This is a genomic window from Halomonas halophila (assembly GCF_030406665.1).
GTDB classification, from domain to species: Bacteria; Pseudomonadota; Gammaproteobacteria; order Pseudomonadales; family Halomonadaceae; genus Halomonas; species Halomonas halophila.
Map to the genome: position 1 here is coordinate 1,434,588 of NZ_CP129121.1, position 22,881 is coordinate 1,457,468.

At 69.0% G+C, this 22,881-nt stretch carries 20 protein-coding genes; 16 read left to right on the forward strand and 4 right to left on the reverse strand.

Annotated elements, in window-relative coordinates; all coding sequences use genetic code 11:
- Positions 1 to 216: 216 nt before the first annotated feature.
- The 4 genes from hrpA to QWG60_RS06615 all read left to right on the forward strand — a co-directional run bounded on the left by hrpA (position 217) and on the right by QWG60_RS06615 (position 6,822).
- Positions 217 to 4,233: an ATP-dependent RNA helicase HrpA gene (gene hrpA / locus QWG60_RS06600; protein WP_146907904.1), complete on the forward strand. Its 4,017-nt coding sequence runs from the start codon at positions 217 to 219 to the stop codon at positions 4,231 to 4,233.
- A 119-nt stretch (positions 4,234 to 4,352) separates the two neighbouring features.
- On the forward strand, positions 4,353 to 5,126 hold the full coding sequence (locus QWG60_RS06605; protein WP_035599581.1) for an MlaA family lipoprotein: 774 nt from the start codon (positions 4,353 to 4,355) through the stop codon (positions 5,124 to 5,126).
- A gap of 9 nt (positions 5,127 to 5,135) precedes the next feature.
- On the forward strand, positions 5,136 to 6,326 hold the full coding sequence (locus QWG60_RS06610; RefSeq protein ID WP_046080147.1) for a PP2C family protein-serine/threonine phosphatase: 1,191 nt from the start codon (positions 5,136 to 5,138) through the stop codon (positions 6,324 to 6,326).
- Positions 6,313 to 6,822: an STAS domain-containing protein gene (locus QWG60_RS06615; RefSeq protein WP_035599584.1), complete on the forward strand. Its 510-nt coding sequence runs from the start codon at positions 6,313 to 6,315 to the stop codon at positions 6,820 to 6,822. The genes QWG60_RS06610 and QWG60_RS06615 overlap by 14 nt, the downstream gene beginning before the upstream one ends.
- 138 nt (positions 6,823 to 6,960) lie before the next feature.
- On the opposite strand, the gene tal is transcribed toward QWG60_RS06615, so the two are convergent.
- A complete protein-coding gene (gene tal / locus QWG60_RS06620; protein WP_046080148.1) occupies positions 6,961 to 7,899 on the reverse strand; it encodes a transaldolase in 939 nt (312 codons plus the stop codon).
- Between the two features lie 130 nt (positions 7,900 to 8,029).
- On the opposite strand from tal, the gene QWG60_RS06625 reads away from it, so the two are divergent.
- The 9 genes from QWG60_RS06625 to QWG60_RS06665 all read left to right on the forward strand — a co-directional run bounded on the left by QWG60_RS06625 (position 8,030) and on the right by QWG60_RS06665 (position 17,079).
- Entirely contained in the window at positions 8,030 to 9,214 is a 1,185-nt protein-coding gene (locus tag QWG60_RS06625; protein ID WP_035599588.1) for a Bcr/CflA family multidrug efflux MFS transporter, read from the forward strand.
- 168 nt (positions 9,215 to 9,382) lie between these two features.
- On the forward strand, positions 9,383 to 10,396 hold the full coding sequence (locus tag QWG60_RS06630) for a PstS family phosphate ABC transporter substrate-binding protein (protein ID WP_046080149.1): 1,014 nt from the start codon (positions 9,383 to 9,385) through the stop codon (positions 10,394 to 10,396).
- A gap of 114 nt (positions 10,397 to 10,510) precedes the next feature.
- Positions 10,511 to 11,767 (forward strand): phosphate ABC transporter permease subunit PstC, encoded by a 1,257-nt coding sequence (pstC, locus tag QWG60_RS06635; RefSeq protein ID WP_035599593.1) that lies wholly within the window; start codon positions 10,511 to 10,513, stop codon positions 11,765 to 11,767.
- Positions 11,768 to 11,785: 18 nt separating this feature from the next.
- The gene (gene pstA / locus QWG60_RS06640; RefSeq protein WP_107182141.1) at positions 11,786 to 12,952 is read left to right on the forward strand and encodes a phosphate ABC transporter permease PstA; all 1,167 of its coding nucleotides are present in this window, start codon (positions 11,786 to 11,788) and stop codon (positions 12,950 to 12,952) included.
- A gap of 93 nt (positions 12,953 to 13,045) precedes the next feature.
- Positions 13,046 to 13,828, forward strand: coding sequence for a phosphate ABC transporter ATP-binding protein PstB (gene pstB / locus QWG60_RS06645; RefSeq protein WP_046080500.1), 783 nt, complete (start codon positions 13,046 to 13,048; stop codon positions 13,826 to 13,828).
- Positions 13,829 to 13,955: 127 nt separating this feature from the next.
- Positions 13,956 to 14,363 carry an arsenate reductase ArsC gene (locus QWG60_RS06650; RefSeq protein ID WP_035599597.1) on the forward strand — a complete coding sequence of 136 codons (408 nt, stop codon included), beginning with the start codon at positions 13,956 to 13,958 and terminating at the stop codon, positions 14,361 to 14,363.
- A gap of 39 nt (positions 14,364 to 14,402) precedes the next feature.
- On the forward strand, positions 14,403 to 15,461 hold the full coding sequence (locus tag QWG60_RS06655) for an ArsJ-associated glyceraldehyde-3-phosphate dehydrogenase (RefSeq protein ID WP_146907906.1): 1,059 nt from the start codon (positions 14,403 to 14,405) through the stop codon (positions 15,459 to 15,461).
- Positions 15,454 to 16,680, forward strand: coding sequence for an organoarsenical effux MFS transporter ArsJ (gene arsJ, locus QWG60_RS06660; RefSeq protein WP_146907908.1), 1,227 nt, complete (start codon positions 15,454 to 15,456; stop codon positions 16,678 to 16,680). The genes QWG60_RS06655 and arsJ overlap by 8 nt, the downstream gene beginning before the upstream one ends.
- Positions 16,681 to 16,725: 45 nt before the next feature.
- Positions 16,726 to 17,079 carry a metalloregulator ArsR/SmtB family transcription factor gene (locus QWG60_RS06665; protein ID WP_237022311.1) on the forward strand — a complete coding sequence of 118 codons (354 nt, stop codon included), beginning with the start codon at positions 16,726 to 16,728 and terminating at the stop codon, positions 17,077 to 17,079.
- 25 nt (positions 17,080 to 17,104) lie between these two features.
- Here QWG60_RS06665 and QWG60_RS06670 read toward each other — a convergent pair whose 3' ends face one another.
- Positions 17,105 to 18,277, reverse strand: coding sequence for an MFS transporter (locus QWG60_RS06670; RefSeq protein ID WP_146907910.1), 1,173 nt, complete (start codon positions 18,275 to 18,277; stop codon positions 17,105 to 17,107).
- Complete coding sequence (gene arsB, locus QWG60_RS06675) at positions 18,274 to 19,344, reverse strand: ACR3 family arsenite efflux transporter (RefSeq protein WP_046080155.1); 1,071 nt, start codon at positions 19,342 to 19,344, stop codon at positions 18,274 to 18,276. Before arsB ends, QWG60_RS06670 begins: the two co-directional genes overlap by 4 nt.
- Before the next feature lie 154 nt (positions 19,345 to 19,498).
- Between arsB and QWG60_RS06680 the strand changes: the two genes are divergently transcribed.
- Both QWG60_RS06680 and QWG60_RS06685 read left to right on the forward strand, forming a co-directional pair.
- Positions 19,499 to 20,125 (forward strand): ABC transporter ATP-binding protein, encoded by a 627-nt coding sequence (locus QWG60_RS06680; RefSeq protein ID WP_246124630.1) that lies wholly within the window; start codon positions 19,499 to 19,501, stop codon positions 20,123 to 20,125.
- Positions 20,116 to 20,919 carry an ABC transporter permease gene (locus tag QWG60_RS06685; protein ID WP_146907914.1) on the forward strand — a complete coding sequence of 268 codons (804 nt, stop codon included), beginning with the start codon at positions 20,116 to 20,118 and terminating at the stop codon, positions 20,917 to 20,919. The genes QWG60_RS06680 and QWG60_RS06685 overlap by 10 nt, the downstream gene beginning before the upstream one ends.
- A gap of 47 nt (positions 20,920 to 20,966) precedes the next feature.
- Here QWG60_RS06685 and QWG60_RS06690 read toward each other — a convergent pair whose 3' ends face one another.
- Complete coding sequence (locus QWG60_RS06690) at positions 20,967 to 22,154, reverse strand: acetyl-CoA C-acyltransferase (protein WP_146907916.1); 1,188 nt, start codon at positions 22,152 to 22,154, stop codon at positions 20,967 to 20,969.
- 119 nt (positions 22,155 to 22,273) lie between these two features.
- On the opposite strand from QWG60_RS06690, the gene QWG60_RS06695 reads away from it, so the two are divergent.
- Positions 22,274 to 22,843 carry a TetR/AcrR family transcriptional regulator gene (locus tag QWG60_RS06695; RefSeq protein WP_046080159.1) on the forward strand — a complete coding sequence of 190 codons (570 nt, stop codon included), beginning with the start codon at positions 22,274 to 22,276 and terminating at the stop codon, positions 22,841 to 22,843.
- Positions 22,844 to 22,881 lie beyond the last annotated feature (38 nt).

Here is a 22,881-nt window from a genome sequence, read left to right on the forward strand (position 1 = left end):
GCGATCATGTTCAGCAAAGTCCTGCGCCGACAGCTTCGCGACGAGGCACAAGGTGAAGCGAAGGAAGCGGGCGAGGCCTCCTGAGCCAGGGGCGCATGGAGGGTCGATTAGCCCCCGACTGGTTCGCGACGTTACAATGGCAGGCTCGTATCGCCCGACCGATGCGAGCCGTTCTGTCGTCCCGCCCGTTCGATCACCGGAGCCTTCGAGTCCATCGTGAGTACCCTGACCCCAGCCCCCGACGCGCCCGAATCCGATGTTGCCGCCCTGGAGGCCCTGAGGGGCGAACTCGACGGCGTGCAGCTGCGCGATGCGCCCCGCCTGGGCAAGCGCCTCGCCGGCCTGACTCGGCGCTGCCGGCAGGGCAAGCCGGTGGACCGCGGGCTCGCCGAGCTGCGCCGCGAGATCGAGCGCTCCCGCGCCCGGGTCGAGGCCCGTGCCTCGCGGCCGGTGACGCTGTCCTATCCCGAGGAGTTGCCGGTCGCCGAGCGCCGCGAGGACATCCTCGAGGCGCTGCGCGACCATCAGGTGGTGGTGGTGGCCGGCGAGACGGGCTCCGGCAAGACCACCCAGCTGCCCAAGCTGTGCCTGGAGCTCGGGCTCGGCCGGCGCGGGCTGATCGGCCACACCCAGCCGCGCCGGCTGGCGGCCCGCTCGGTGGCCACGCGCCTGGCCGAGGAGATGGAGGTGCCGCTGGGCGAGCAGGTCGGCTACCAGGTGCGCTTCACCGATCACACCGACGACGCCACCCAGGTCAAGCTGATGACCGACGGCATCCTGCTGGCCGAGACCCGGCACGATCCCGACCTGACGCGCTACGAAGCGATCATCATCGACGAGGCCCACGAACGCAGCCTCAACATCGACTTCCTGCTCGGCTATCTCAAGCGCCTGCTCGACCGTCGCTCGGACCTCAAGGTGATCATCACCTCGGCGACCATCGACGTGCAGCGCTTCGCCGAGCACTTCGCCCAGGCGGGCGAGGACGGCACCCGGCGTCCGGCGCCGGTGGTCGAGGTCTCCGGTCGCACCTATCCGGTGGAAGTGCGCTACCGGCCGCTGACCCGCGAGGCCGAGGACGAGGAGGACCGCACCCTGCAGGAGGGCATCCTGCACGCGGTGGAGGAGATCCAGGCCGCCGAGCGCGAGAAGGGCTGGCTGCACGGCCCCCGCGACATCCTGGTGTTCCTGCCCGGTGAGCGCGAGATCCGCGAGGCCGCCGATACCCTGCGCCGCGCCGAGCTGCGCGACACCGAGATCCTGCCACTCTACGCCCGGCTCTCCAACGCCGAGCAGAACCGCGTCTTCGCCCCGCACCGCGGGCGGCGTATCGTGCTCTCGACCAACGTCGCCGAAACCTCGCTCACCGTGCCGGGCATCCGCTACGTGATCGACCCGGGCCTGGTGCGCATCAGCCGCTACAGCTACCGGGCCAAGATCCAGCGCCTGCCGGTGGAGGCGGTCAGCCAGGCCAGCGCCGACCAGCGCAAGGGCCGCTGCGGCCGCGTGGCCGAGGGCCTGTGCATTCGCCTCTACGACGAGGAGGACTACCTCGGCCGCCCCGAATTCACCGATCCCGAGATCCGGCGCACCAACCTGGCCTCGGTGATCCTGTCGATGCTGTCGCTCAAGCTCGGCAGCATCGAGGCCTTTCCCTTCGTCGATCCGCCCGATTCGCGCTTCGTCACCGACGGCTTCCGGCTCCTGTTCGAGCTCGGCGCGGTGGACGAGGGCCAGCGCATCACGCCGCTCGGGCGCAAGCTCGCTCGGCTGCCCATCGACCCGCGCCTGGCCCGCATGCTGCTGGCCGGCGCCGATCAGGGCGGCCTGCGCGAGGTGCTGGTGGTGGTCTCGGCGCTGGCCATCCAGGACCCGCGGGACCGCCCGGCCGAGAAGCGCCAGGCCGCCGACCAGGCTCACCGCCGCTGGCAGGACCCGGACTCCGACTTCGTCGGCCTAGTGAACCTGTGGCACGGCTTCGAGGCCGCCCGCGAGGAGCTCTCCGGCAACCGCCTGCGTCGCTGGTGCAAGGACAACTACCTCAACTACCTGCGGCTGCGCGAGTGGCACGATACCTTCCGCCAGCTGCGCCAGCTGCTGCGCGACATGGACATCGACGTGCCGGCGCCGGCCCCGCTGCCGGCCGAGGACGACGACGGCGAGGCGGCGAAGAAGGCCCGCCGCGAGAGCGCCGTGCGGCTGCACAAGGCGCTGCTGCCGGGGCTGCTGTCGCACCTCGGCCAGCTGCTGGAGAACCGCGAGTACCAGGGCGCGCGCAACCGTAAATTCATGATTCACCCCGGCTCGGGGCTGGCCAAGAAGACGCCCAAGTGGGTGATGGCCTTCGAGCTGGTCGAGACCTCGAAGCTGTTCGCCCGTACCGTGGCCAGGATCGATCCGGCCTGGATCGAGCCGCTGGCCGGCCACCTGCTCAAGCGCAGCTACAGCGAGCCGCACTGGGAGATGAAGCGCGCCCAGGTGGTGGCCTTCGAGCAGGTCACGCTGTTTGGCCTGGCGATCGTCAGCCGCCGCCGGGTGCACTACGGCCCGATCGCGCCGGCGGAGTCCCGCGAGCTGTTCATCCGCCGCGCGCTGGTGGAGGGCGAGTTCAAGACCCGCGGCGAGTTTTTCGCCCACAATCGCGCGCTGGTCGAGGAGGTCGAGGATCTCGAGGATCGCGCCCGCAAGCGCGACATCCTGGTCGACGAGGAGGCGCTGTTCGACTTCTACGACGCGCGCATCCCCGAGGACATCGTCAACGGCAAGGGCTTCGAGGCCTGGCGCAAGCAGGCCGAGCGCGACGACCCGAACGTGCTCAAGTTCGACCGCGCCGCGCTGCTGGCCCGGGAGGCCGAGGAGGTCACCCAGGCCGACTACCCGGACGAGCTGGCGCTGAACGGCGTGCGCTATCCGCTGAGCTACCATTTCGCCCCCGGCGCCGCCGATGATGGCGTGACCCTGACGGTGCCGGCGGCGATGCTGCCGCAGCTGCCGGAGGCGCGCCTGGAGTGGCTGGTGCCGGGCCTTTTGCGCGAGAAGTGCATCGCGCTGCTCAAGTCGCTGCCCAAGGCGATCCGCCGCCAGGTGGTGCCGATTCCCGACTGGGTCGATGCCGCCCTGCAGGCCATGACGCCGGACGACGTGCCCCTCACCGAGGCGCTGGGTGAGTTCCTGCGGGTCAAGACCGGCGTGCGGCTCACGCCCGACGACTGGCGGGTCGACCAGCTCGAGCCGCATCTGATCATGAACCTGCGGGTGGTCGACCACGAGGGGCGTGAGCTCGGCCAGGGGCGCGACATCCGCGCCCTTGAGCAGCGCTTCGAGGCCGCCGCCGGGGAGGGCGCCCGGGCACTGGCCAGCGAAGCCAGCGAGGCGGACGCCCTGGAGACGCTGCCCGAGGCGCCGCTGCCGGAGTCCCGGGTCACCACCCAGGCCGGCATCCGCGTCGAGGCCTATCCGGCGGTGGTGCCGGAGGACGACAGTCTGCGGGTCGAGCTGTTCGACCACCCCGACAAGGCCCGCGAGGCCCATCGCCGCGGCGTGGTGCGCGCTGCCATGGCGCGGCTACCCGACCAGGTGCGTGCCATCGAGCGCCTGCCCGGCCTGCAGCCCTGTGCGCTGCTGTTCGCCAAGGTGGGCAGCAAGCGCCAGCTGGCCGAGGACCTGGTCAGCGCGGTCTTCCAGCAGGTGGTGGCGGTCGATCCGCTGCCGCGCTCCCGCGACGAGCTGGAGGCGCGCCTGGCCGAGACCCGCGACGCCCTGGTGCCCCGTGCCGAGGAACGGCTCGGCATCCTCAAGCAGGCGCTGGAGGGCCATCTGGCGGTAACCAAGGCGTTGAAGGGCAACCTGAACCTTTCGCTGGCGCTGGTATACAGTGACCTCAAGGCCCAGATGCAGCGCCTGGTGCATCCGGGCTTCGTCACCGAGGCCGGCGACTGGCTGGCGGAATATCCGCGCTACATGGAGGCCGCTCAGATCCGTCTGGAGAAGGCGCCCCGAGAGCGCATGCGCGACCAGATGCACATGCAGGCGGTGCAGGACTTCGAGGCGCGGCTGGCGGCGCGGCGCGAGAGCGAGCGTCGCGGCGGGATCGAGGACCCGGCGCTGGTCGAGTTCGGCTGGTGGATCGAGGAGCTGCGCGTGTCGCTGTTCGCCCAGCAGCTGGGTACGGCGCTGCCGGTCTCGGAGAAGCGCCTCGAGAAGCGCTGGAAGGAGCTGACCGGACGTGCCTGAACGGGCCGTCCGGGCTGGAGTGTTGCGTCGCCGCGGGCTACAGTGCCGGCAGCGTCGCGGCCACGCGATACCGATCGACAATGGACACCAGAATGACGCGTAGGGAGACCGTTCGAGCCATGATTCCGACCTTCCCGAGCCGTCGGGCCGGCCAAGGCCTGGCGGCGCTGTGCGCCCTGTCGCTGCTGACGGGCTGCGCGACCACCTCGGGCGTCGACGATGCCCATCCGGACGACCCCTGGGAGGGCTTCAACCGGGGGGTGTTCGCCTTCAACGAGACGCTCGATCGTTACGCCCTCAAGCCGGTGGCCCAGGGCTACCGCTTCGTGACGCCGGACCCGGTGCAGACCGGCGTCGGCAACTTCTTCTCGAACCTCGGGGAGATCGGCAACACGGTCAACAGCCTGCTGCAGGCCAAGCCGGCCAACGCCGGCATCTCCACCGGTCGCTTCCTGGTCAACTCCACGGTGGGCGTGCTCGGCTTCTTCGACGTGGCCTCCCGCATGGACCTGGTCGGACGCGAGGAAGACTTCGGCCAGACCCTGGCGGTGTGGGGCGTGGGCGAAGGGCCCTACCTGGTGCTGCCGCTGCTGGGGCCGAGCACGGTGCGTGACACCGCGGGGCTGCCGGTGGACATGTACACCGACCCGGTTACCTATGTCGAAGAGGACAAGGTGCGCTACGGGCTGCGGGGCCTGGACGTGATCGATACCCGGGCGGGGCTGCTCGACCAGGAAGAGCTGATTCGCGGCGATCGCTACAGCTTCATCCGCGACAGCTGGCTGCAGCGTCGGCGCTTCGAGGTCAACGACGGCGAGATGGGGGAGGACCCCTTCGCCAGCGACGACTTCGATTTCGACGATGCCGACTTCGATGATGCCTTCGCCGAGTGAGGCCACAGGATGCCTGACGCCAATGAGCTGGTCTGCCTGATCGATGCCCCCGGAGCCGAGCGTGATGCCCTGGCCGAGGTCATCGCCAAGGAGGGGCTGGCGGTCATCGCCGTGGAATGCCTGGAGCAGCTGCCGGACGAGACGGTGCTGGCGGTGGCGCATGCCCGGGCGGTGCCCAGCGAGGCCTGGCAGGCGCTGGCCGAGCGTCTGCCGACGCTGGTGGTCAGCGATGACCGCCAGGACAGCGATCTGATTCATGCCGTGGATGCGGGGCTGGTCGACTACGTGATCGAACCGCGCCGCCACGGCCACCTGCTGCGTCGCATGATCCGTCGGGTCATCGATCTCCACCGCCTGGCCCGGGAGCGCGAGCACGACCGTGAGCGGCTGTCCGAGCTCAACGAGCGCCTGGAGACCCACCTGGCGATGCTGCGCCTCGACCAGCAGGCCGGTGGCCAGATCCAGCGCAAGCTGCTGCCGCCGCGCCCGCAGAGCATCGGCGGGGTCCGCTGCGACTACTGGCTGGTGCCGTCGCTCTACCTGTCGGGCGACTTCCTCGACTTCCAGCGCTTCGACGATCGCTACACCCTGTTCTACTTCGCCGATGTCTCGGGGCACGGCGCCTCGTCGGCCTTCGTCACGGTGCTGCTCAAGTCGCTGTCGCACCGCTGGCAGCAGGAGTGGGACGGCCGGCACCCCGAGGAGCTGGCGCCACGCTGGCTGGCGGGGCTGAACCGCGAGCTGCTCGATACCGGCATCGGCAAGCACGCGACCCTGTTCGTCGGCGTCATTGACCGGGAGCGGGGCTATCTTCACTATTCGCTCGGCGCGCAGCTGCCGATGCCGATGCTGATGGCCGAGGGCCGGGCGCACTATCTGGAAGGCGAGGGCATGCCCGTCGGGCTGTTCCCCGACGTCGAGTATCCTCGGCTGGGTTGCGCGCTGCCGGCGGACTTCCGGCTCTGGCTATGTTCCGACGGCATCCTGGAATGCCTGCCCGGGGAGACCCTGGAGGCGCGACTGGAGGTGCTGAGGGCACGGGCCGAAGGCAGCGAGACGATCCTGGACCTTCGTCGGGGGCTTGCCCTGGGCGACGACATCGCCGAGGCTGACGGTGAAGACGATGCCTCCGGCCGGGACGAGCTTCCCGACGACCTGACGATCATGATGTTGAGCGGATTTGGCAATGATGATGCATGAAGGCCGCCTCAAGGCGGCGTTCGACTCCGGCGTGTTCGTGCTCAAGCTGTGCGGTGACGTCCGCCTGACGCTCTGCGCCACGCTCGACACCCAGGCGCAGCAGCTGGCCGAGACGCCGGGGCTGGAGGCGGTGATGGTGGACCTGCGTGAGGCCACCAACGTCGACTCCACGGCCCTGGGGTTCCTGGCCAAGGTGGCCATGGCGCTGCAGGGGCGCCTGAAGCAGCCGCCGACCATCGTCGTCGACAACCCGGACGTGCGGCGCATGCTCGACGTCATGGGATTCGCTCACTACTTCACCCTGGTGGAGTCGCCGATCACCGAGCCCCATGAGCTGCGCGACCTGCCCGAGGTGCCGGCCGACGAGGAGGGCATGCGTCAGCGCATCCTCGAGGCGCATCGTATCCTGATGCACATGAACGAGCACAACCGCGAGCAGTTCCAGCCGCTGGTGGAGATGCTCGAGGATCACAAGGACGAGACGCCGGGCGCCTGAGCCAAGCGGGCATGGTATGGGGCCAGAAACGCCGCGCCTGGCCGGAATGAAGGAAGGCCGGAATGAAGAAGGGGGAGGCGCCGAACGACGCCTCCCCCTTCGCGTTGCGAGGGCTGCCGGCACGACGCCGGCCGGCGATCAGCCCTGGCGCAGCTCGCCCAGCAGCGTCTCCAGCTTGCGCTGGTCGGCCATGAACTTGCGGATGCCCTCGGCCAGCTTCTCGGTGGCCATGGCGTCCTCGTTCAGTGCCCAGCGGAAGTCGGCCTCGTTCTGGGGCTCCGGGGTGCGGGTCTCGGCGTCCAGCGGGGTGAGGCAGCGCGTCAGCGTGCCCTGGCTCTGTTCCAGCTCTTCGAGCAGGGCCGGCGAGATGGTCAGGCGGTCGCAGCCGGCCAGCGCGGTGATCTCGCCGCTGTTGCGGAAGCTGGCGCCCATCACGATGGTCTCGTAGCCGTGGCCCTTGAAGTGTTCGTAGATGCGCTTGACCGACTGCACGCCCGGGTCGCGGTCGCCGCTGAAGTCGGCGTCCGGCTGCTGGGTCTTGTGCCAGTCGAGGATGCGGCCGACGAAAGGGGAGATCAGGGTCACGCCGGCATCGGCACAGGCGCGGGCCTGGTCGAAGTTGAACATCAGCGTCAGGTTGGTGTGGATGCCTTCTCGCTCCAGTATCTGGGCGGCATTGATGCCCTCCCAGGTGGCGGCGAGCTTGATCAGGATCCGCGACGGGTCGACACCGTGACGCTGGTAACGGTCGATCAGCGAGCGGGCCCGGTCCAGCGAGGCCTGGGTGTCGAAGGAGAGTCGCGCGCTGACTTCGGTGGACACGTAGCCGGGCACCAGGGCGCTGATCTCGCTGCCGATGTCGACTGCCACGGCGTCGAGGGCATCGTCGATATCGGTGGCCTGGCGGGCGATCTCGGCCAACCGGGCGCGGCGGCCCTCCTGCTGGGCGGCCTGAAGGATCAGTGAGGGGTTGGTGGTCGCATCGGTGGGCTGGAAGCGGCGGATCGCCTCGATGTCGCCGGTGTCGGCGACCACCGTGGTCATGCCTTTGAGTTGCGTCAGCAGGTCGTCTGCCATGGGTCCTGAGTCCTCCGTGTGTCGAACCTTCACTCTAACAAGCGCGGGAAAGGGAAAACAGGCGCGTCCAGCATCGGCCAGTGAGGTGCGTTATCATTAGCGTCCTTTTGGCATGCTTCTAGGAGGTCGCTTGACCCTCAGCGCTCGACGTGTGGCCCTGCTGGTGGCCACCAATACCGCCCTGGCGCCCTTCGCCATCGACGCCTATCTGCCGGCGATGCCGGCACTGGCCGAGGCAGTGGGGGCGAGCGTCCATCACACCGAACTGTCGATCAGCCTGTTCCTGTTCGGCTTTGCCTTCGGCCAGCTGTTCGGCGGGCCGCTGTCCGATCGCCTGGGGCGCCGCCCGGTGCTGCTGGTCGGCCTGGTGATCTTCCTGCTGGCCAGCCTGATGATCATGCGGGTCGAGAGCCTCGGCGAGCTGCTGACCTGGCGCTTCGTCCAGGCCCTGGGCGGCGGCGCCTGCGTGGTCAATTCCGCGGCCATCGTGCGCGACTGCTTCAGCGGGCGCGAGGCGGCCAAGGTGATGTCGACCATGGCCATGATCCTGATGCTGGCGCCGCTGGTGGCGCCGGCGGTGGGCAGTGGCCTGTTCTACCTGGCCGACTGGTGGCTGATCTTCGCCTTCCTGGCGGCCTATGCCGCCTTTCTGCTGTGGCTGATGGGCACCCGGCTGCCGGAGACCCGGCCGGTCGATGCGCCGATCGCCTCGGCCGGTCAGGTGCTGCGCAACTACGGGAGCGTGCTGCGCCACCGTGAGGCCATGGGCTACGTGCTGTCGGTGGCCTCGACCTTCTCGGGCATGTTCGCCTTCATCACCGCCTCGCCGTTCCTCTACATGACTCACTATGGGGTCTCGCCGGCGATCTATCCGGTGGTGTTCGGCGCCAACGTGGTGGTCATGGCCTTTTCCAACCGCATCAACATCCGCCTGCTGCGTCATCGCACGCCCCAGCAGAACATGCGCCTGGGGCTCGGCGTACAGTTGTGCGTGGCGCTGTCCCTGGTGATGCTGGTGGCCACCGGGCTGGATTCGCTGGCCACGGTGGTGCCGCTGATCATGCTGTTCATGGGCATGGTCGGGCTGATCACGCCCAATGCCATGGCCTCGATGCTCGAGCACTTCAGTCATATGAGCGCTACCGCCACGGCGCTGCTGGGCTGCATCCAGTTCACCTGCGGCGCCCTGGCCGGGGTGGTGGTCAGTGCCTTCGAGGTCGACAGCGCCTGGCCCATGGTGCTGACCATGCTCACGGTGTCGCTGATCGGCAACCTGGCCCTGCGCGCGCTGGCCGGTCGCGCCGCCCTCCACTGAGTCCCGTTCCTGCCCGCTCCGACGACCGGCCCCGCCTGCGGGGCCGGTGTCACCCTCCGCCGATGCCGATGTCGGCATCCGAGCTCGCTTGTCATGAAGCTGTCATTTTCGTGGGGCATCTTGTGTGTCGCGAAAGGATGATCACTTCCCCGAACAGGAGCTCTCTCCATGAACCGCATCCTCAAGACCACCGCCATCGCTGCCGCCGTCATGGGCGTCGTCGGTGTCGCCCAGGCCCGCGATCAGGTGCGCATCGTTGGTTCCAGCACCGTCTACCCGTTCGCCAGCTACGTGGCCGAGGAGTTCGGTGCCACCACCGACTACCCGACGCCGGTCATCGAGTCCACTGGTTCCGGCGGCGGTCTGCGCCTGTTCTGTAACGGTGTCGGCGAAGGCACCCCGGACATCACCAACGCCTCGCGTCGCATGAAGCCCTCCGAGTTCGAGCGCTGCGCCGAGAACGGTGTGACCGACATCACCGAGGCCTTCGTCGGCTATGACGGCATCGCCTTCGCCCAGTCCGCTCAGAACGACGAGATGAACGTCAGCCGCGAACAGCTGTTCCTGGCCCTGGCCGCTCAGGTGCCGGTCGATGGCGAGCTGGTCGACAATCCCTACACCCAGTGGAGCGACATCGACGCCTCGCTGCCGGAGCGCGACATCGCCGTCTACGGTCCGCCCACCACTTCCGGTACCCGCGATGCCTTCGAGGAGCTGGTGATGGAAGCCGTCTCCGAGGAGATGGAGGCCTACGGCGGTGAGGGTTACACCGACATCCGCGCCGACGGCGCCTACATCGATGCCGGCGAGAACGACAACCTGATCGTCCAGCGCCTGACCGAGAACACCGCCGCCTTCGGCATCTTCGGCTACTCCTTCCTCGAGGAAAACGCCGACAGCGTGATGGGCTCCCACATCGACGGCGTGGCGCCGACCCCGGACGCCATCGGCAGCGGCGAGTACCCGGTGTCCCGCTCGCTGTTCTTCTACGTGAAGAACCAGCACGCCGACGAGGTCCCGGCCATGAACGAGTACGCCAACATGTTCATGAGCGAGCAGATGATCGGTGATCTGGGCTATCTCAAGGGCATCGGCCTGATCCCGGCGCCGGAAGACATGCGCGCCGAGGCTCGCAGCGCCGTCGAGAACCATGAGGCGCTCGAGCTGGCCGACCTCAAGTAAGAGGCCGGATCTCAGCCCTGTACCGGCCGGCAGCCAGGGGCTGCCGGCCGGCGCACGTTCCGACGGGTCGCCGGCCTTGCCGGCTCCGCGGATCCATTCCGCCGAGAGACAACTATGCAGACCAATCAAATCCTCGCTCTGTTCTGCGGCACCCTGCTGGTGCTGGGTCTGATAGCCTTCTTCCTGGGACGAGCCAAGGCCGCCAGGGTGCGCGCCGCCGGCACGTCCATGCATGCCCAGCCCGACCAGTACGCCTGGTTCAGCGTGCTGTCCACCGCCGGCCCGGCCATCGCCGTGGGCGTGGTGGGAGCCTTCGCCATGCTGCTGCTGGGCGCCGAGATTCCCACGCTCTACCTGCTGGCTGCCAGCCTGGTCGTCGGCTGTGCCGGTCTGGCCATGGGCATCGCCATGGTGCGTCCGGACTTTCACGCGCGTAAGGCCATCGAGAGCGTCATCCGCTTCTTCCTGGCCGGCGCCGCCTTGATCTCGATCTTCACCACCTTCGGGATCCTGATTTCCATCGTGGGAGAGGCCATCCGCTTCTTCCAGATGCAGAGTTTCTGGGACTTCATCACCGGTACTACCTGGAACCCGGGTGCGAGCTTCCTCGAGGCCGCCGGCCGCGCCGAAGAGGGAGCCAGCGCCGCCCAGTTCGGTTCCATCCCGCTGTTTGCCGGCACCTTCATGATCACCGCCATCGCCATGCTGGTGGCGATCCCGGTGGGCCTGCTGTCGGCGATCTACATGGCCGAGTTCGCTCCCCAGCGCGTGCGTACCCTGGCCAAGCCGGTGCTCGAGGTCCTGGCCGGCATCCCCACCGTGGTCTACGGCTTCTTCGCCGCCATCACCGTGGCGCCGCTCATCGTCAGCGTGGCCGGCTTCTTCGGTATCGATGCCTCCTTCAACAACGCCCTGGCGCCCGGGGTGGTGATGGGCATCATGATCATCCCCTTCATCTCCTCGCTGTCCGACGACGTCATCAACTCGGTGCCGGACAGCATGCGCCAGGGCTCGCTGGCGCTGGGCATGACCAAGGGCGAGACCATTCGCGACGTGGTGGTGCCGGCGGCACTGCCGGGCATCATTTCCGCCTCGCTGCTGGCGGTATCCCGGGCGCTGGGCGAGACCATGATCGTGGTCATGGCCGCCGGCATGCGTCCCAACCTCACGGCCAATCCGTTCGAGGACATGACCACGGTGACGGTCCGCATCGTCGCCGCCCTGACCGGTGACCAGGAGTTCGCCAGCGCCGAGACGCTGTCGGCCTTCGCCCTGGGCCTGGTGCTGTTCGTGGTGACCCTGTCGCTGAATCTGGTCTCGGTGATCATGATTCGCCGGTTCCGCGAGAAGTACCGGATCAACAACCTCTAACGCCTTGGAGCCTATCCGATGAGCCAATCCTTCGACGAGATCAGCGCCCAGCTCCGGCGTCGTCACCGCAAGTCCGCGCGCCTGAAGTGGATCTCCATGGGTGCCCTGGGCCTGGCCGGGCTGTTCCTGGTGCTGTTCTTCACCGACATGATGATCAAGGGGCTGCCGGCCTTTCAGCAGGCGCAGGTCCAGGTCGAGGTCGACTACAGCGAGCGGGCCTCCCAGCTGCCGCTGGCCGCCGTCCAGGAGGATGTGCGCCCGCTGGTCAGCCGCGGTTACCTGCGTCTGATCCCCGGTCGCATGGACGACAATCCCGAGCTGCTCGGCACCACCCGCATGGAGTGGGTGCTGGCCGACGGCCAGGTGGACCAGTACCTCAAGGGCCATCACAGCCGGCTGAGCGCCAGCGAGCAGGAGGTGGTGGACCGGCTGCAGGCCGAGGGGCGTGCCGAGCTGCGCTTCAACACCACTTTCTTCTCCAACGGTGACTCCAAGATGCCGGAGCTTGCCGGCATCGCCTCGGCCGCCATGGGCACGGTGCTGACCCTGCTGGTGACGCTGGCGGTGTCCTTCCCGATCGGCGTGATGACCGCGGTGTATCTCGAGGAGTTCGCCCCGGACAACCGCGTCACCCAGCTGATCGAGATCAACATCAACAACCTGGCGGCGATCCCCTCGATCCTGTTCGGTCTGCTGGGTCTGGCGATCTTCATCAACTTCTTCGGCGTGCCGCGGTCCTCGCCGGTGGTCGGTGGCCTGACGCTGGCGCTGATGACCCTGCCGGTGATCATCATCGCCACCCGCACCGCGCTGCGCAGCGTGCCGGATTCCATCCGCCACGCCGCCTTCGGGGTGGGCTGCTCGCGCTGGCAGGTGGTACGCGACCACGTGCTGCCGCTGGCCCTGCCGGGCATCATGACGGGCTCGATCATCGGCCTGGCCCAGGCCATGGGCGAGACCGCGCCGCTGATCATCGTCGGGATGGTGGCCTTCATTCCCGACGTCACCTCGTCCTTTACCGAGGCGGCCACGGTGCTGCCGGCGCAGATCTTCACCTGGGCGGGTGAGCCGGATCGTGCCTTCATCGAGAAGACCTCCGGGGGCATCCTGGTGCTGCTGGCCGTACTGATCACGCTCAACGCCACCGCGGTGGTGCTGCGCAAGAAATTCGAACGTCGCTGGTAAATCCCGCGGCCAGACACAGGATATGCCAAGATGAACATTCAAATTTCCGAGCGGAAGATGGGCCCCATGAGCGGACACAGTGCCGGCGAGCCGGTGGTACGCAACGAGAACGCCAATCACGAGCTGAGCGTGCGGGTGCGCGACCTCAACCTCTGGTACGGCGAGACCCAGGCGCTCAAGAACATCAACGTCGACGTCTTCCAGAAGAACGTCACGGCGCTGATCGGTCCGTCGGGCTGCGGCAAGTCGACCTTCCTGCGCTGCCTCAATCGCATGAACGACCTGATCCCCAGCGTGCGGATCCAGGGCCTGATCTCGATGGACGGCCGCGACGTCAACGAGGCCAAGATGGACGAGGTGGCCCTGCGCCGCCGCGTCGGAATGGTGTTCCAGAAGCCTAACCCCTTCCCCAAGTCGATCTACGACAACATCGCCTATGCGCCGCGCATGCACGACCTGGTGAGCCGCAAGGCCGACGTCGACGAGCTGGTGGAGCGGGCGCTGCGCGACGCCGGCCTGTGGGAAGAGGTCAAGGACAAGCTGCAGGAGCCCGGTACCTCGCTGTCCGGTGGACAGCAGCAGCGCCTGTGCATCGCCCGGGCGATCGCCGTGCAGCCCGAGGTCATCCTGATGGACGAGCCGACCTCGGCCCTGGACCCGATCTCCACGGCGACCATCGAGGACCTGATGGACAAGCTGAAGCAGCAGTTCACCATCATCACCGTGACCCACAACATGCAGCAGGCCGCGCGCGTCGCCGACTACACGGCCTTCTTCCACCTGGGCGAGCTGATCGAGTACAACGATACCCAGACCATGTTCTCCAACCCGGCCACCAAGAAGGCCGAGGACTACATCACCGGGCGCTACGGCTAAGCGGTGCTCGCGTGATCATCCGACGGGGAGGCCTCTGGCCTCCCCGTCTGCGTTATCGTCCTTGTCACAAGGGTGTCATGTGGCTCGACTATATATGGAAATCCATATATATTCGGGAGCCCACGACATGACCAGACGGCGCATCCTCTTCCTGTGCAACGCCAACTCCGCTCGATCGCTGATGGGCGAAGCCCTGCTGCGCCACCTGGCGGGGGACCGGTTCGAGGCGTTCAGTGCCGGCAGCGAGCCGGATCGTCCCCATGAAATGGCCCTGGCGGCGCTGCACAAGCAGGGCATCGATACCCAGGGGCTGGCCAGCAAGTCGCTGGAGGCGTTCGCCGGCGAGCGTTTCGATACCGTCATCGTGCTCTGCGACAAGGCGCGTCAGGCCTGTCGCGACTGGACCGGCGAGGTCGATGAGCGCCTCGACTGGGACATCCGTGACCCGCGGCTGATCGAGCGCGAGCAGGCCTATGAACAGGCGCTCCAGGAGATTCGTCATCGGCTACAGCTGTGGCTCGATGCCCAGCACTGAGTCGCGGCCGTCGTTCACCGTCATCCCCGGGAGGTTTTCATGACCCTGTCCATCGGCATCAACGGCTTCGGCCGCATCGGCCGCCTCGCGCTGCGCAGCCTGTGGCCGCGCGTCGAGGCCGGCGAGGTCGCCATCGCACGCCTCAATGATCCGGGCGGCGACGCCGCCACCTTCGCCCACCTGCTGGAATTCGACTCGGTGCACGGCCACTGGTCGCCGGGGCAGGGCATCCAGGCCGAGGCCGAGGCCCTGGTGATCGACGGCCGGCGCATCGCCTTCAGCCGCCATGACACCATCGCCGCCGCCGACTGGTCCGGCTGCGACGTGGCCCTGGAGTGTTCCGGCCACATGAAGACCACCGACAGGCTCCAGGCCTACCTGGACCAGGGCGTCGGCCGGGTGGTGGTCAGTGCGCCGGTCAAGGAGGAGGGCGTACTCAACGTGGTGATGGGCGTCAACGACGACGCCTTCGACCCCGCCCGCCATCGCATCGTCACCGCCGCGAGCTGCACCACCAACTGCCTGGCCCCGGTGGTCAAGGTGATCCTCGAGACCTTCGGCATCCGCCACGGCTCGATGACCACGGTGCACGACATCACCAACACCCAGACGATTCTGGATGCGCCTAGCTCTCCACAAAAGCCGGACCTGCGCCGCTCGCGGGCCTGCGGCATGAGCCTGATTCCGACGACTACCGGCTCGGCCAGGGCCATCACCGCCATCTTCCCCGCGCTCGAGGGCAGGCTGAACGGCCACGCCGTGCGCGTGCCGCTGGCCAACGCCTCGCTGACCGACATGGTCTTCGAGCTCGAGCGCGAGACCACGGTGGAGGCGGTCAACGCGGCGCTCAAGGCCGCGGCGGAGGGCCCGCTGGCCGGCATCCTGGGCTATGAGGAGCGCCCGCTGGTCTCCATCGACTATCGCACCGACCCGCGCAGCGCCATCGTCGACGCGCCCTCCACCATGGTGGTCAACGGCACCCAGCTGAAGCTCTACGCCTGGTACGACAACGAGTGGGGCTATGCCAACCGCACCGTCGAGCTGGCCCTCAAGGTGGGACGTGCGTCGGGCGGCAGGGAGCCGCTGGCCGATGCCTGAGGTCGGAAGCGTCGCCGGCCGTCTGAAGGCGTTGCCCTTCGAGGTGCGCCAGTACCTGCTGATCACCGGCAACTACTGGGCCTTCACCCTGACCGATGGCGCCCTGCGCATGCTGGTGGTGCTGCACTTCCACCGGCTGGGCTACTCGCCGCTGGAAGTGGCGCTGCTGTTCCTGTTCTACGAGGCATTCGGTGTGGTCACCAATCTGGTGGGCGGCTGGCTGGGGGCGCGCCTGGGCCTGAACCGCACCATGAACGTCGGGCTCGGTCTTCAGATCGTGGCACTGACCATGCTGATGGTGCCCGCCGCGGCGCTGACCGTGCCCTGGGTGATGGCCGCCCAGGCGCTGTCGGGGATCGCCAAGGACCTCAACAAGATGAGCGCCAAGAGCGCGGTCAAGGTGCTGGTGCCGAAGGAAGACGCCGGTGCCCAGGGCGCCCTCTACCGCTGGGTGGCGATCCTGACCGGCTCCAAGAACGCCCTCAAGGGGGCCGGCTTCTTCCTCGGCGGGCTGCTGCTGACGCTGATCGGCTTCCGCGGCGCGGTCGGCCTGATGGCGGCCATGCTGGGGGGCGTGCTGGTGCTCTCGCTGTGGCGCCTGAAGGCCGACCTCGGGCGCGGCAAGCGCAAGCCGAAGTTCACCGAGGTGTTCTCGTCGTCGCGGGCGGTCAACGTGCTGTCGGCGGCCCGGCTGTGCCTGTTCGCCGCTCGGGACGTGTGGTTCGTGGTGGCGCTGCCGGTGTTCCTCTATGACCAGCACGGCTGGAGCCACTGGACGGTGGGTGGGCTGCTGGCGATCTGGGTGATCGGCTATGGCGGGGTGCAGACCCAGGCGCCGCGGCTGACCGCCCGGCTCGGGGCGAGCCCGCGGGGCGTGACCGTGATGCTGGCGCTGCTGCTGGCCGGACTGCCGGCGCTGCTGGCGATGCTGCCGCTGGCCCGGGTGGGCTGGCTGGTGGCGGGCCTGCTGGCCTTCGGCGTGCTGTTCGCGGTCAACTCCAGCTGGCACAGCTATCTGATCGTGCGCTTCGCCCGGGCCGACGGCGTCTCCATGGACGTGGGCGTCTACTACATGGCCAACGCCATGGGCCGGCTCGCCGGCACGCTGCTCTCGGGCTGGCTCTATCAGGTCCAGGGGCTGGCCGCCTGCCTGTGGGTCTCGGCGGCACTGGTGGCCGCCAGCGCGCTGCTGGCGCTGGCGCTGCCGCGCGAAGCCTGACGGCCGGCGAGGTATCATGCTGCCATGCCCCGAGGAGACGACACCGTGACCACCTTCGCCCCCGTGCAGGTCTTCAAGAGCCTGGCCGACGACACCCGTCTGATGCTGATGCTGCTGATCCGCCGCCAGGGCGAGCTCTGCGTCTGCGAACTGACCGGCGTGCTGCAACTCTCCCAGCCCAAGATCTCGCGGCACCTGGCACAACTGCGTCGCGTGGGGCTGCTGGTCGGCCGTCGCGAGGGTCAGTGGATCCACTACGCCATTGCCTCCGAGCTGCCCGAGTGGATCACCGCGACTCTGGCCGCGGCCGACGAGGGTGAGGCCCAGCGCCTCGATACCCTGGCGGCGCGGCTCGAGGCACTAGGCGAGGGACCCGAGCGGCGCCAGGCGTGCTGCTAGACGACGTTCGTCAGGGGAGCGTCGTTCAAGCGGGCTCGTCGCGCGGCGAGCTCCGGCGCAGGGCCCAGAGCCCCAATGCCGGGCCCGGCAGCAGCCACCACACCGCCCAGGGCCCCTGGGATTGCCACAGCGCGGTGGTCAGCCAGATGCCGGGCAGCGTCAGGCTGAAGCCGATGGCGTTCATCACCGCCAGGGTCGAGCCCACATGCGCCCTGGGCGCGTTGGCGGCGGCCAGGGCCGAGAACTGCGGCGAGTCGGCGATCACGGTCAGCCCCCAGACGCCCAGCAGCGTGAGCAGCAGCCACGGCGACGCCTCCGCCAGCAGGGGATAGCCGAGGCAGATCAGCCCCGAGGCGACGAGTGCGCCGCGGGCCACCGGCAGGCTGCCCAGGCGCCGGCTCAACCGGCCGCCCAGCACGCAGCCCACCGTACCCAGCGCGATCACGCCGAAGGCGAGCCACGGAATCAGCGCCGGCGACGCCGACAGCCGTGCGATCTCGCGGCCGACCAGGAAGGGCGTCAGGGTCCACACCGCGTAGAGCTCCCAACAGTGCCCGAAGTAGCCGCCGGCCACGGCCCGGAAGCGGGCGTCGCGCAGCGCCGCCAGCCCCTCGCGCAGCCGCGCCCGGCCGCCGGGCGGCGGCAGGTGTGGGCCGTCGCCCAGGGCCAGCACCAGGGCGCCGCCGGCCAGCGCCAGTCCCGAGGCGCCGAGCAGCGGCCACTGCCAGGGCAGGCCCAGGGTGGCGCCGCGCAGCAGGTGGGGCAGGGCGGTGCCCAGCGTCAGCATGCCCACCAGCCAGGCCAGCGCCGCGCCGGTGTGCCTGGGCGTCCAGCCGATCACCAGCTTCATGCCCAGCGGATAGATGCCGGCCAGGCAGAGGCCGGTGGCGAAGCGCAGCAGCAGGGCGAGCGCCGGCTCGGGCGCGGCCAGCACGAAGCCGGCGTTGACCAGCGCCCCGGCCAGGCTCGCCGCGGCGAACAGGTGGCTGGCGCGGAAGCGGTCGGTGAGCCCGCTGGCGGCGAGGCCCAGGGCGCCGAGGATGAAACCCGCCTGCACGGCCAGCGTCAGCCGGCCCAGATCGGCGTCGGTGAGCCCGAGATCGGCGGCCAGCGACAGCCCCACGCCGTTGACGCTGAACCACAGCGAGGTGCCGAACAGCTGGGCGAGGACGATGACGACCAGCGGATGGCGACTCATGCGGCGGGGAAGCGCTCGCGGGTGGCGTTGGCGATGCGCACTAGGGCCAGCATCACCGGCACCTCGACCAGCACGCCCACCACCGTGGCCAGCGCCGCGCCGGACTGCAGCCCGAACAGCGCGATGGCGGCGGCCACCGCCAGCTCGAAGAAGTTGCTGGCGCCGATCATGGCCCCGGGCGCGGCCACGCAGTGCGGCACCTTCCAGACCTTGGCCCAGCCGTAGGCCAGGAAGAAGATCAGGAAGGTCTGGACGATCAGCGGCACGGCGATCAGCGCGATATGCAGCGGTGCGGTGAGGATGACCTCGCCCTGGAAGGCGAACAGCAGCACCAGGGTGACGATGAGGCCGATCGGCGTCACCGGCGCGATGCGCTTGAGGAAGACGTCGTCGTACCAGGCGGCGCCGCGGCGCGCGATCAGGGTGCGCCGGGTCAGGACGCCGGCGGCCAGCGGGATCACGATATAGAGCACCACCGACAGCGCCACGGTGTCCCAGGGCACCGCGATGTCGGAGACGCCGAGCAGCAGCACCACGATCGGGGCGAAGGCGAACAGCATGATCAGGTCGTTCAGCGACACCTGCACCAGGGTGTAGGCGGCATCGCCCCGGGTCAGGGTGCTCCAGACGAAGACCATGGCGGTGCAGGGCGCGGCGCCGAGCAGGATGGCGCCGGCCAGGTACTGCTGGGCCAGCGCCTCGGGAATCCACGGCCGGAAGATCACCATCAAAAACAGCCAGGCGATGGCGAACATGGTGAAGGGCTTGATCAGCCAGTTCACCGTGGTGGTGATGACCAGCCCCCTGGGCTGACGGCGCACGCCGAGCACGGCGGAGAAGTCGATCTGCGCCATCATCGGGAAGATCATCGCCCAGATCAGCACCGCCACCGGGATCGACACCTGTGCTACCTCGAAGCGGGCCAGGGTCTCGGGCACCGCCGGGGCGAGCTGGCCGAGCAGCACACCGGCGACGATGGCCAGCGCCACCCACACCGAGAGGAAGCGTTCGAAGCGGCCCATGCCGGTAGCGGCATCCTTGGAGGACGTATCGGGCTGTGCGGTCATGGGGGCTCCTTGTCGCGAACCGGAAGGATGGGGTTGCTCGCCAATATATATGAAAATCCATATATGATGAATGCGCTGCTTCATACGCGGTGAAAGGGCGCGGCCCGCTGCTATGATCGGGCCCACTCGGATCATCCATCGAGGGAGAACGATATTGCCTGCCAGGGAAGCATTGCGCCTCGAGGGCCTCGCCGTCGGCGACCTCGAGGGCGTCACACTGAGCGTGGAGCCGGGCGAGGTCGTGTGTCTCTCCGGGCCCAGCGGCTGCGGCAAGAGCCGGTTGCTGAGAGCGGTGGCCGATCTCGACCCCCTTGAGGGCGGCGAGGTCCGGCTGGGCGATCTCGCCCGCACGGCCGTGCCGGGCCACGCGTGGCGGCGCCGGGTGCGGCTGGTGCCGGCGGAGAGCCAGTGGTGGGCCGAGCGCGTGGGCGAGCACTTTGCACAGGGCGGCGCAGAGGAGGGGCTCGCGGCGCTGGGCTTCGACGCCGCCGCGCTCGACTGGACGGTCAGTCGGCTGTCCTCCGGCGAGAAGCAGCGCCTGGCGCTGCTGCGGGCCCTGACGCCTTCGCCTTCGGCGCTGCTGCTGGACGAACCCACGGCCAACCTGGACGCCGAGACCGCGCAGCGGGTCGAGCGCTGGCTGCTGCCGCGCATCCGCGAGGCCGGCTGGCCGACGATCTGGGTGGCCCACGACGCCGCCCAGATCGCCCGGGTCGCCGACCGGCATCTCAGGCTCGAGGCGGGGCGGCTGACGACGGCGGGAGACGCGACATGGGCGTGATCGAGCTCGGCTGGTGGCAGCTGGCGCTGGCGGCGCTGCTGGTGGTGGCGCTGGCCGGCTGCACCATGGCCGCCCGGCTGGGCGTGGGGCGCAGCCTGCTGATCGCCGCGGCCCGCACCGCCATCCAGCTGACCCTGGTCGGCCTGGTGCTGGAGGCGCTGTTCGCCTCGGTGCGCTTCCACTGGGTGGCGCTGATGGCGCTCGGCATGCTGCTGATTGCCGGGCGCGAGGTGGTGGCGCGCCAGACGCGCCGGCTGACCGGCGGCTGGGGCTTCGGAATCGGCACCCTGGCGATGTTCCTGTCGTCGTTCAGCGTCGCCGTGCTCAGCCTGACGGTGATCATCGGCCCCGAGCCCTGGTATCGCCCCCAGTATGCCATCCCGCTGTTGGGCATGATGCTCGGCAACACCATGACCGGCGTGGCCCTGGCGCTGGACCGGCTGACCGACGGCGCCTGGCGGCAGCGCGCGGTGATCGAGAACCGGCTGATGCTCGGCCAGCCCTGGCACGAGGCGATCGGCGACCTGCGTCGCGAGGCCATGCGCAGCGGCCTGATGCCGGTGATCAACGCCATGGCCGCCGCTGGCGTGGTCAGCCTGCCGGGCATGATGACCGGCCAGATCCTGGCCGGCACCGCGCCGGCCCTGGCGGTCAAGTATCAGATCCTGATCATGTTCGCCATCACCCTGGGCTCCGGCTTCGGCACTCTGGCCGCGGTGGCGCTGGCCAGCCGCCGGCTGTTCGACGGCCGCGAGCGGCTGCGGCTGGAGCGGCTTTCGGCGCCACGCCAATGAAAACGCCCGCCATGGAGGCGGGCGCATATGGCTGCAGGCGGGAAGCGTCAGTCGATCAGTTCCACGGCGACGGCGGTGGCCTCGCCGCCGCCGATGCACAGGCTGGCGATGCCGCGCCGGCCGCCGGTGGTGCGCAGGGCGTGAATCAGGGTGGCGATGATCCGCGAGCCGGTGGAGCCGATGGGGTGGCCCTGGGCGCAGGCGCCGCCGAAGACGTTGACCTTCTCGTGGGGCAAGCCGAGGTCGTCCATGGCGATCAGGGTGACCACGGCGAAGGCCTCGTTGATCTCGAACAGGTCGACGTCGTCCACGCCCCAGCCGAGCCGCTTCATCAGCGTGTCGATGGCGCCCACCGGGGCCAGGGTGAACTCGCTGGGATGTTGCGAGTGAGTGCTGTGGCCGAGCATGCGGGCGATCGGGCGTGCGCCCAGGCGGCTCGCGGCCTCCTGGCTTGCCAGGATCAGCGCCGAGGCGCCGTCGGAGATCGAGCTCGAGTTGGCCGCGGTGATGGTGCCGTCCTTGGTAAAGGCCGGTCGCAGCGCGCGGATCTTGTCGAGTCTGGCCTGGAACGGCTGCTCGTCGTGCTCGACCACGCTCTCGCCGTGGCGGCTGGCGATCGTGACCGGCGCCATTTCCGCGGCCAGGTGGCCGGCGTTGGTGGCCTCCATGGCGCGCTCCAGAGAGGCGATGGCGAAATCGTCCAGGCGCTCGCGGGAATAGCCGCGGGCGTCGGCGATCTGCTGGGCGAAGCCGCCCATCAGCTGGCCGGTCTCGGCGTCCTCCAGGCCGTCGAGGAACATGTGATCCTTCAGCTCGCCGTGGCCCAGCCGGTAGCCCGAGCGCGCCTTGGGCAGCACATGGGGCGCGTTGGACATCGACTCCATGCCGCCGGCCAGCATCAGCTCGCCGGAGCCGGCGCGGATCAGGTCATGGGCCAGCATGGTGGCCTTCATGCCCGAGCCGCACAGCTTGTTGACGGTGGTGGCGCCGACCGCGTCCGGAATGCCGGCCTGGCGCATGGCCTGGCGGGCCGGGCCCTGCTTGACGCCGGCGGGCAGCACGCAGCCCATGAAGCCCTCGTCGATGGCGTCGGCGTCGATGCCGGCGCGCTCGACGGCCGCCTTGATGGCGGTGGCGGCGAGCTCCGGGGCGCTCAGTCGGGCGAGGCCGCCCAGCAGGCCGCCCATCGGCGTGCGGGCGGCGGAAAGGAAGACGATCTCGCGTGAATCACTCATGGCGTGGCTCCCGATAGGGATTGTTATGAGGGAGGGCGGCGGGCGCGTTGACCCGCCGAAGGGGCTATGGTTCTCTCGAGCTAACCAAGCAAGCGCTAGTGTGAATGTCGATGAATGTAATGAATGACTCTCCGCGCCGCAAGGAGCTCACCCGTCAGGCCGCCCAGCTGTTCGTGCAGGAGGGCTTCGACCGGACCACGGTGCGCATGCTGGCCGAGGAGATGGGCATCAAGTCGGGGAGCCTCTTCCACCACTTCCGCGACAAGCAGGAGATCCTGGCCGCGGTGATCGAGGAGGGCACCCGCAACGCCCTGGCGATCGCCCATGCGGCCCTCGAGTCATGCGACCGCGATTCGGAAGCGAGGTTGCAGGCCATGGCCCGCGCTCACCTGGAGACCCTGCTCACCGACCGCAATGCCCACGTCGTGGCGCTCTACGAATGGCGCCGCCTGGACGACGACGCCCGTGCCCATCTCGGCCACCTGCGCGATGCCTACGAGGCGCTGTGGGAGACGGTCATCGACGAGGCCCTGGCCGCCGGGCTGATTCATGGCGACCGCTTTCTGGTCTCGCGCTTCGTGATGGGCGCGCTGAACTGGACGGTGCGCTGGTACGACCCCGAGGGCGAGCGCTCCCCCGAGGAACTGGGCCGCGAGCTGGTGGCCATGCTGATGGCGCCCCGAGGCTAAGACTCGAGCCAGGACCCGCGGCGGTACGGGCTCGACCA

What these genes read in the sequence shown, in the direction of transcription:
- QWG60_RS06630 (WP_046080149.1), top strand. Translation starts at nt 9,383, where the DNA reads ATGAACCGCATCCTCAAGACCACCGCCATCGCTGCCGCCGTCATGGGC.
- pstC (WP_035599593.1), top strand. Translation starts at nt 10,511, where the DNA reads ATGCAGACCAATCAAATCCTCGCTCTGTTCTGCGGCACCCTGCTGGTG.
- QWG60_RS06605 (WP_035599581.1), top strand. Translation starts at nt 4,353, where the DNA reads ATGATTCCGACCTTCCCGAGCCGTCGGGCCGGCCAAGGCCTGGCGGCG.
- arsB (WP_046080155.1), bottom strand. Translation starts at nt 19,344, where the DNA reads ATGACCGCACAGCCCGATACGTCCTCCAAGGATGCCGCTACCGGCATG.
- QWG60_RS06610 (WP_046080147.1), top strand. Translation starts at nt 5,136, where the DNA reads ATGCCTGACGCCAATGAGCTGGTCTGCCTGATCGATGCCCCCGGAGCC.
- QWG60_RS06685 (WP_146907914.1), top strand. Translation starts at nt 20,116, where the DNA reads ATGGGCGTGATCGAGCTCGGCTGGTGGCAGCTGGCGCTGGCGGCGCTG.
- QWG60_RS06650 (WP_035599597.1), top strand. Translation starts at nt 13,956, where the DNA reads ATGACCAGACGGCGCATCCTCTTCCTGTGCAACGCCAACTCCGCTCGA.
- QWG60_RS06690 (WP_146907916.1), bottom strand. Translation starts at nt 22,154, where the DNA reads ATGAGTGATTCACGCGAGATCGTCTTCCTTTCCGCCGCCCGCACGCCG.
- QWG60_RS06655 (WP_146907906.1), top strand. Translation starts at nt 14,403, where the DNA reads ATGACCCTGTCCATCGGCATCAACGGCTTCGGCCGCATCGGCCGCCTC.
- arsJ (WP_146907908.1), top strand. Translation starts at nt 15,454, where the DNA reads ATGCCTGAGGTCGGAAGCGTCGCCGGCCGTCTGAAGGCGTTGCCCTTC.
- QWG60_RS06695 (WP_046080159.1), top strand. Translation starts at nt 22,274, where the DNA reads ATGAATGACTCTCCGCGCCGCAAGGAGCTCACCCGTCAGGCCGCCCAG.
- QWG60_RS06615 (WP_035599584.1), top strand. Translation starts at nt 6,313, where the DNA reads ATGATGATGCATGAAGGCCGCCTCAAGGCGGCGTTCGACTCCGGCGTG.
- tal (WP_046080148.1), bottom strand. Translation starts at nt 7,899, where the DNA reads ATGGCAGACGACCTGCTGACGCAACTCAAAGGCATGACCACGGTGGTC.
- QWG60_RS06670 (WP_146907910.1), bottom strand. Translation starts at nt 18,277, where the DNA reads ATGAGTCGCCATCCGCTGGTCGTCATCGTCCTCGCCCAGCTGTTCGGC.
- pstA (WP_107182141.1), top strand. Translation starts at nt 11,786, where the DNA reads ATGAGCCAATCCTTCGACGAGATCAGCGCCCAGCTCCGGCGTCGTCAC.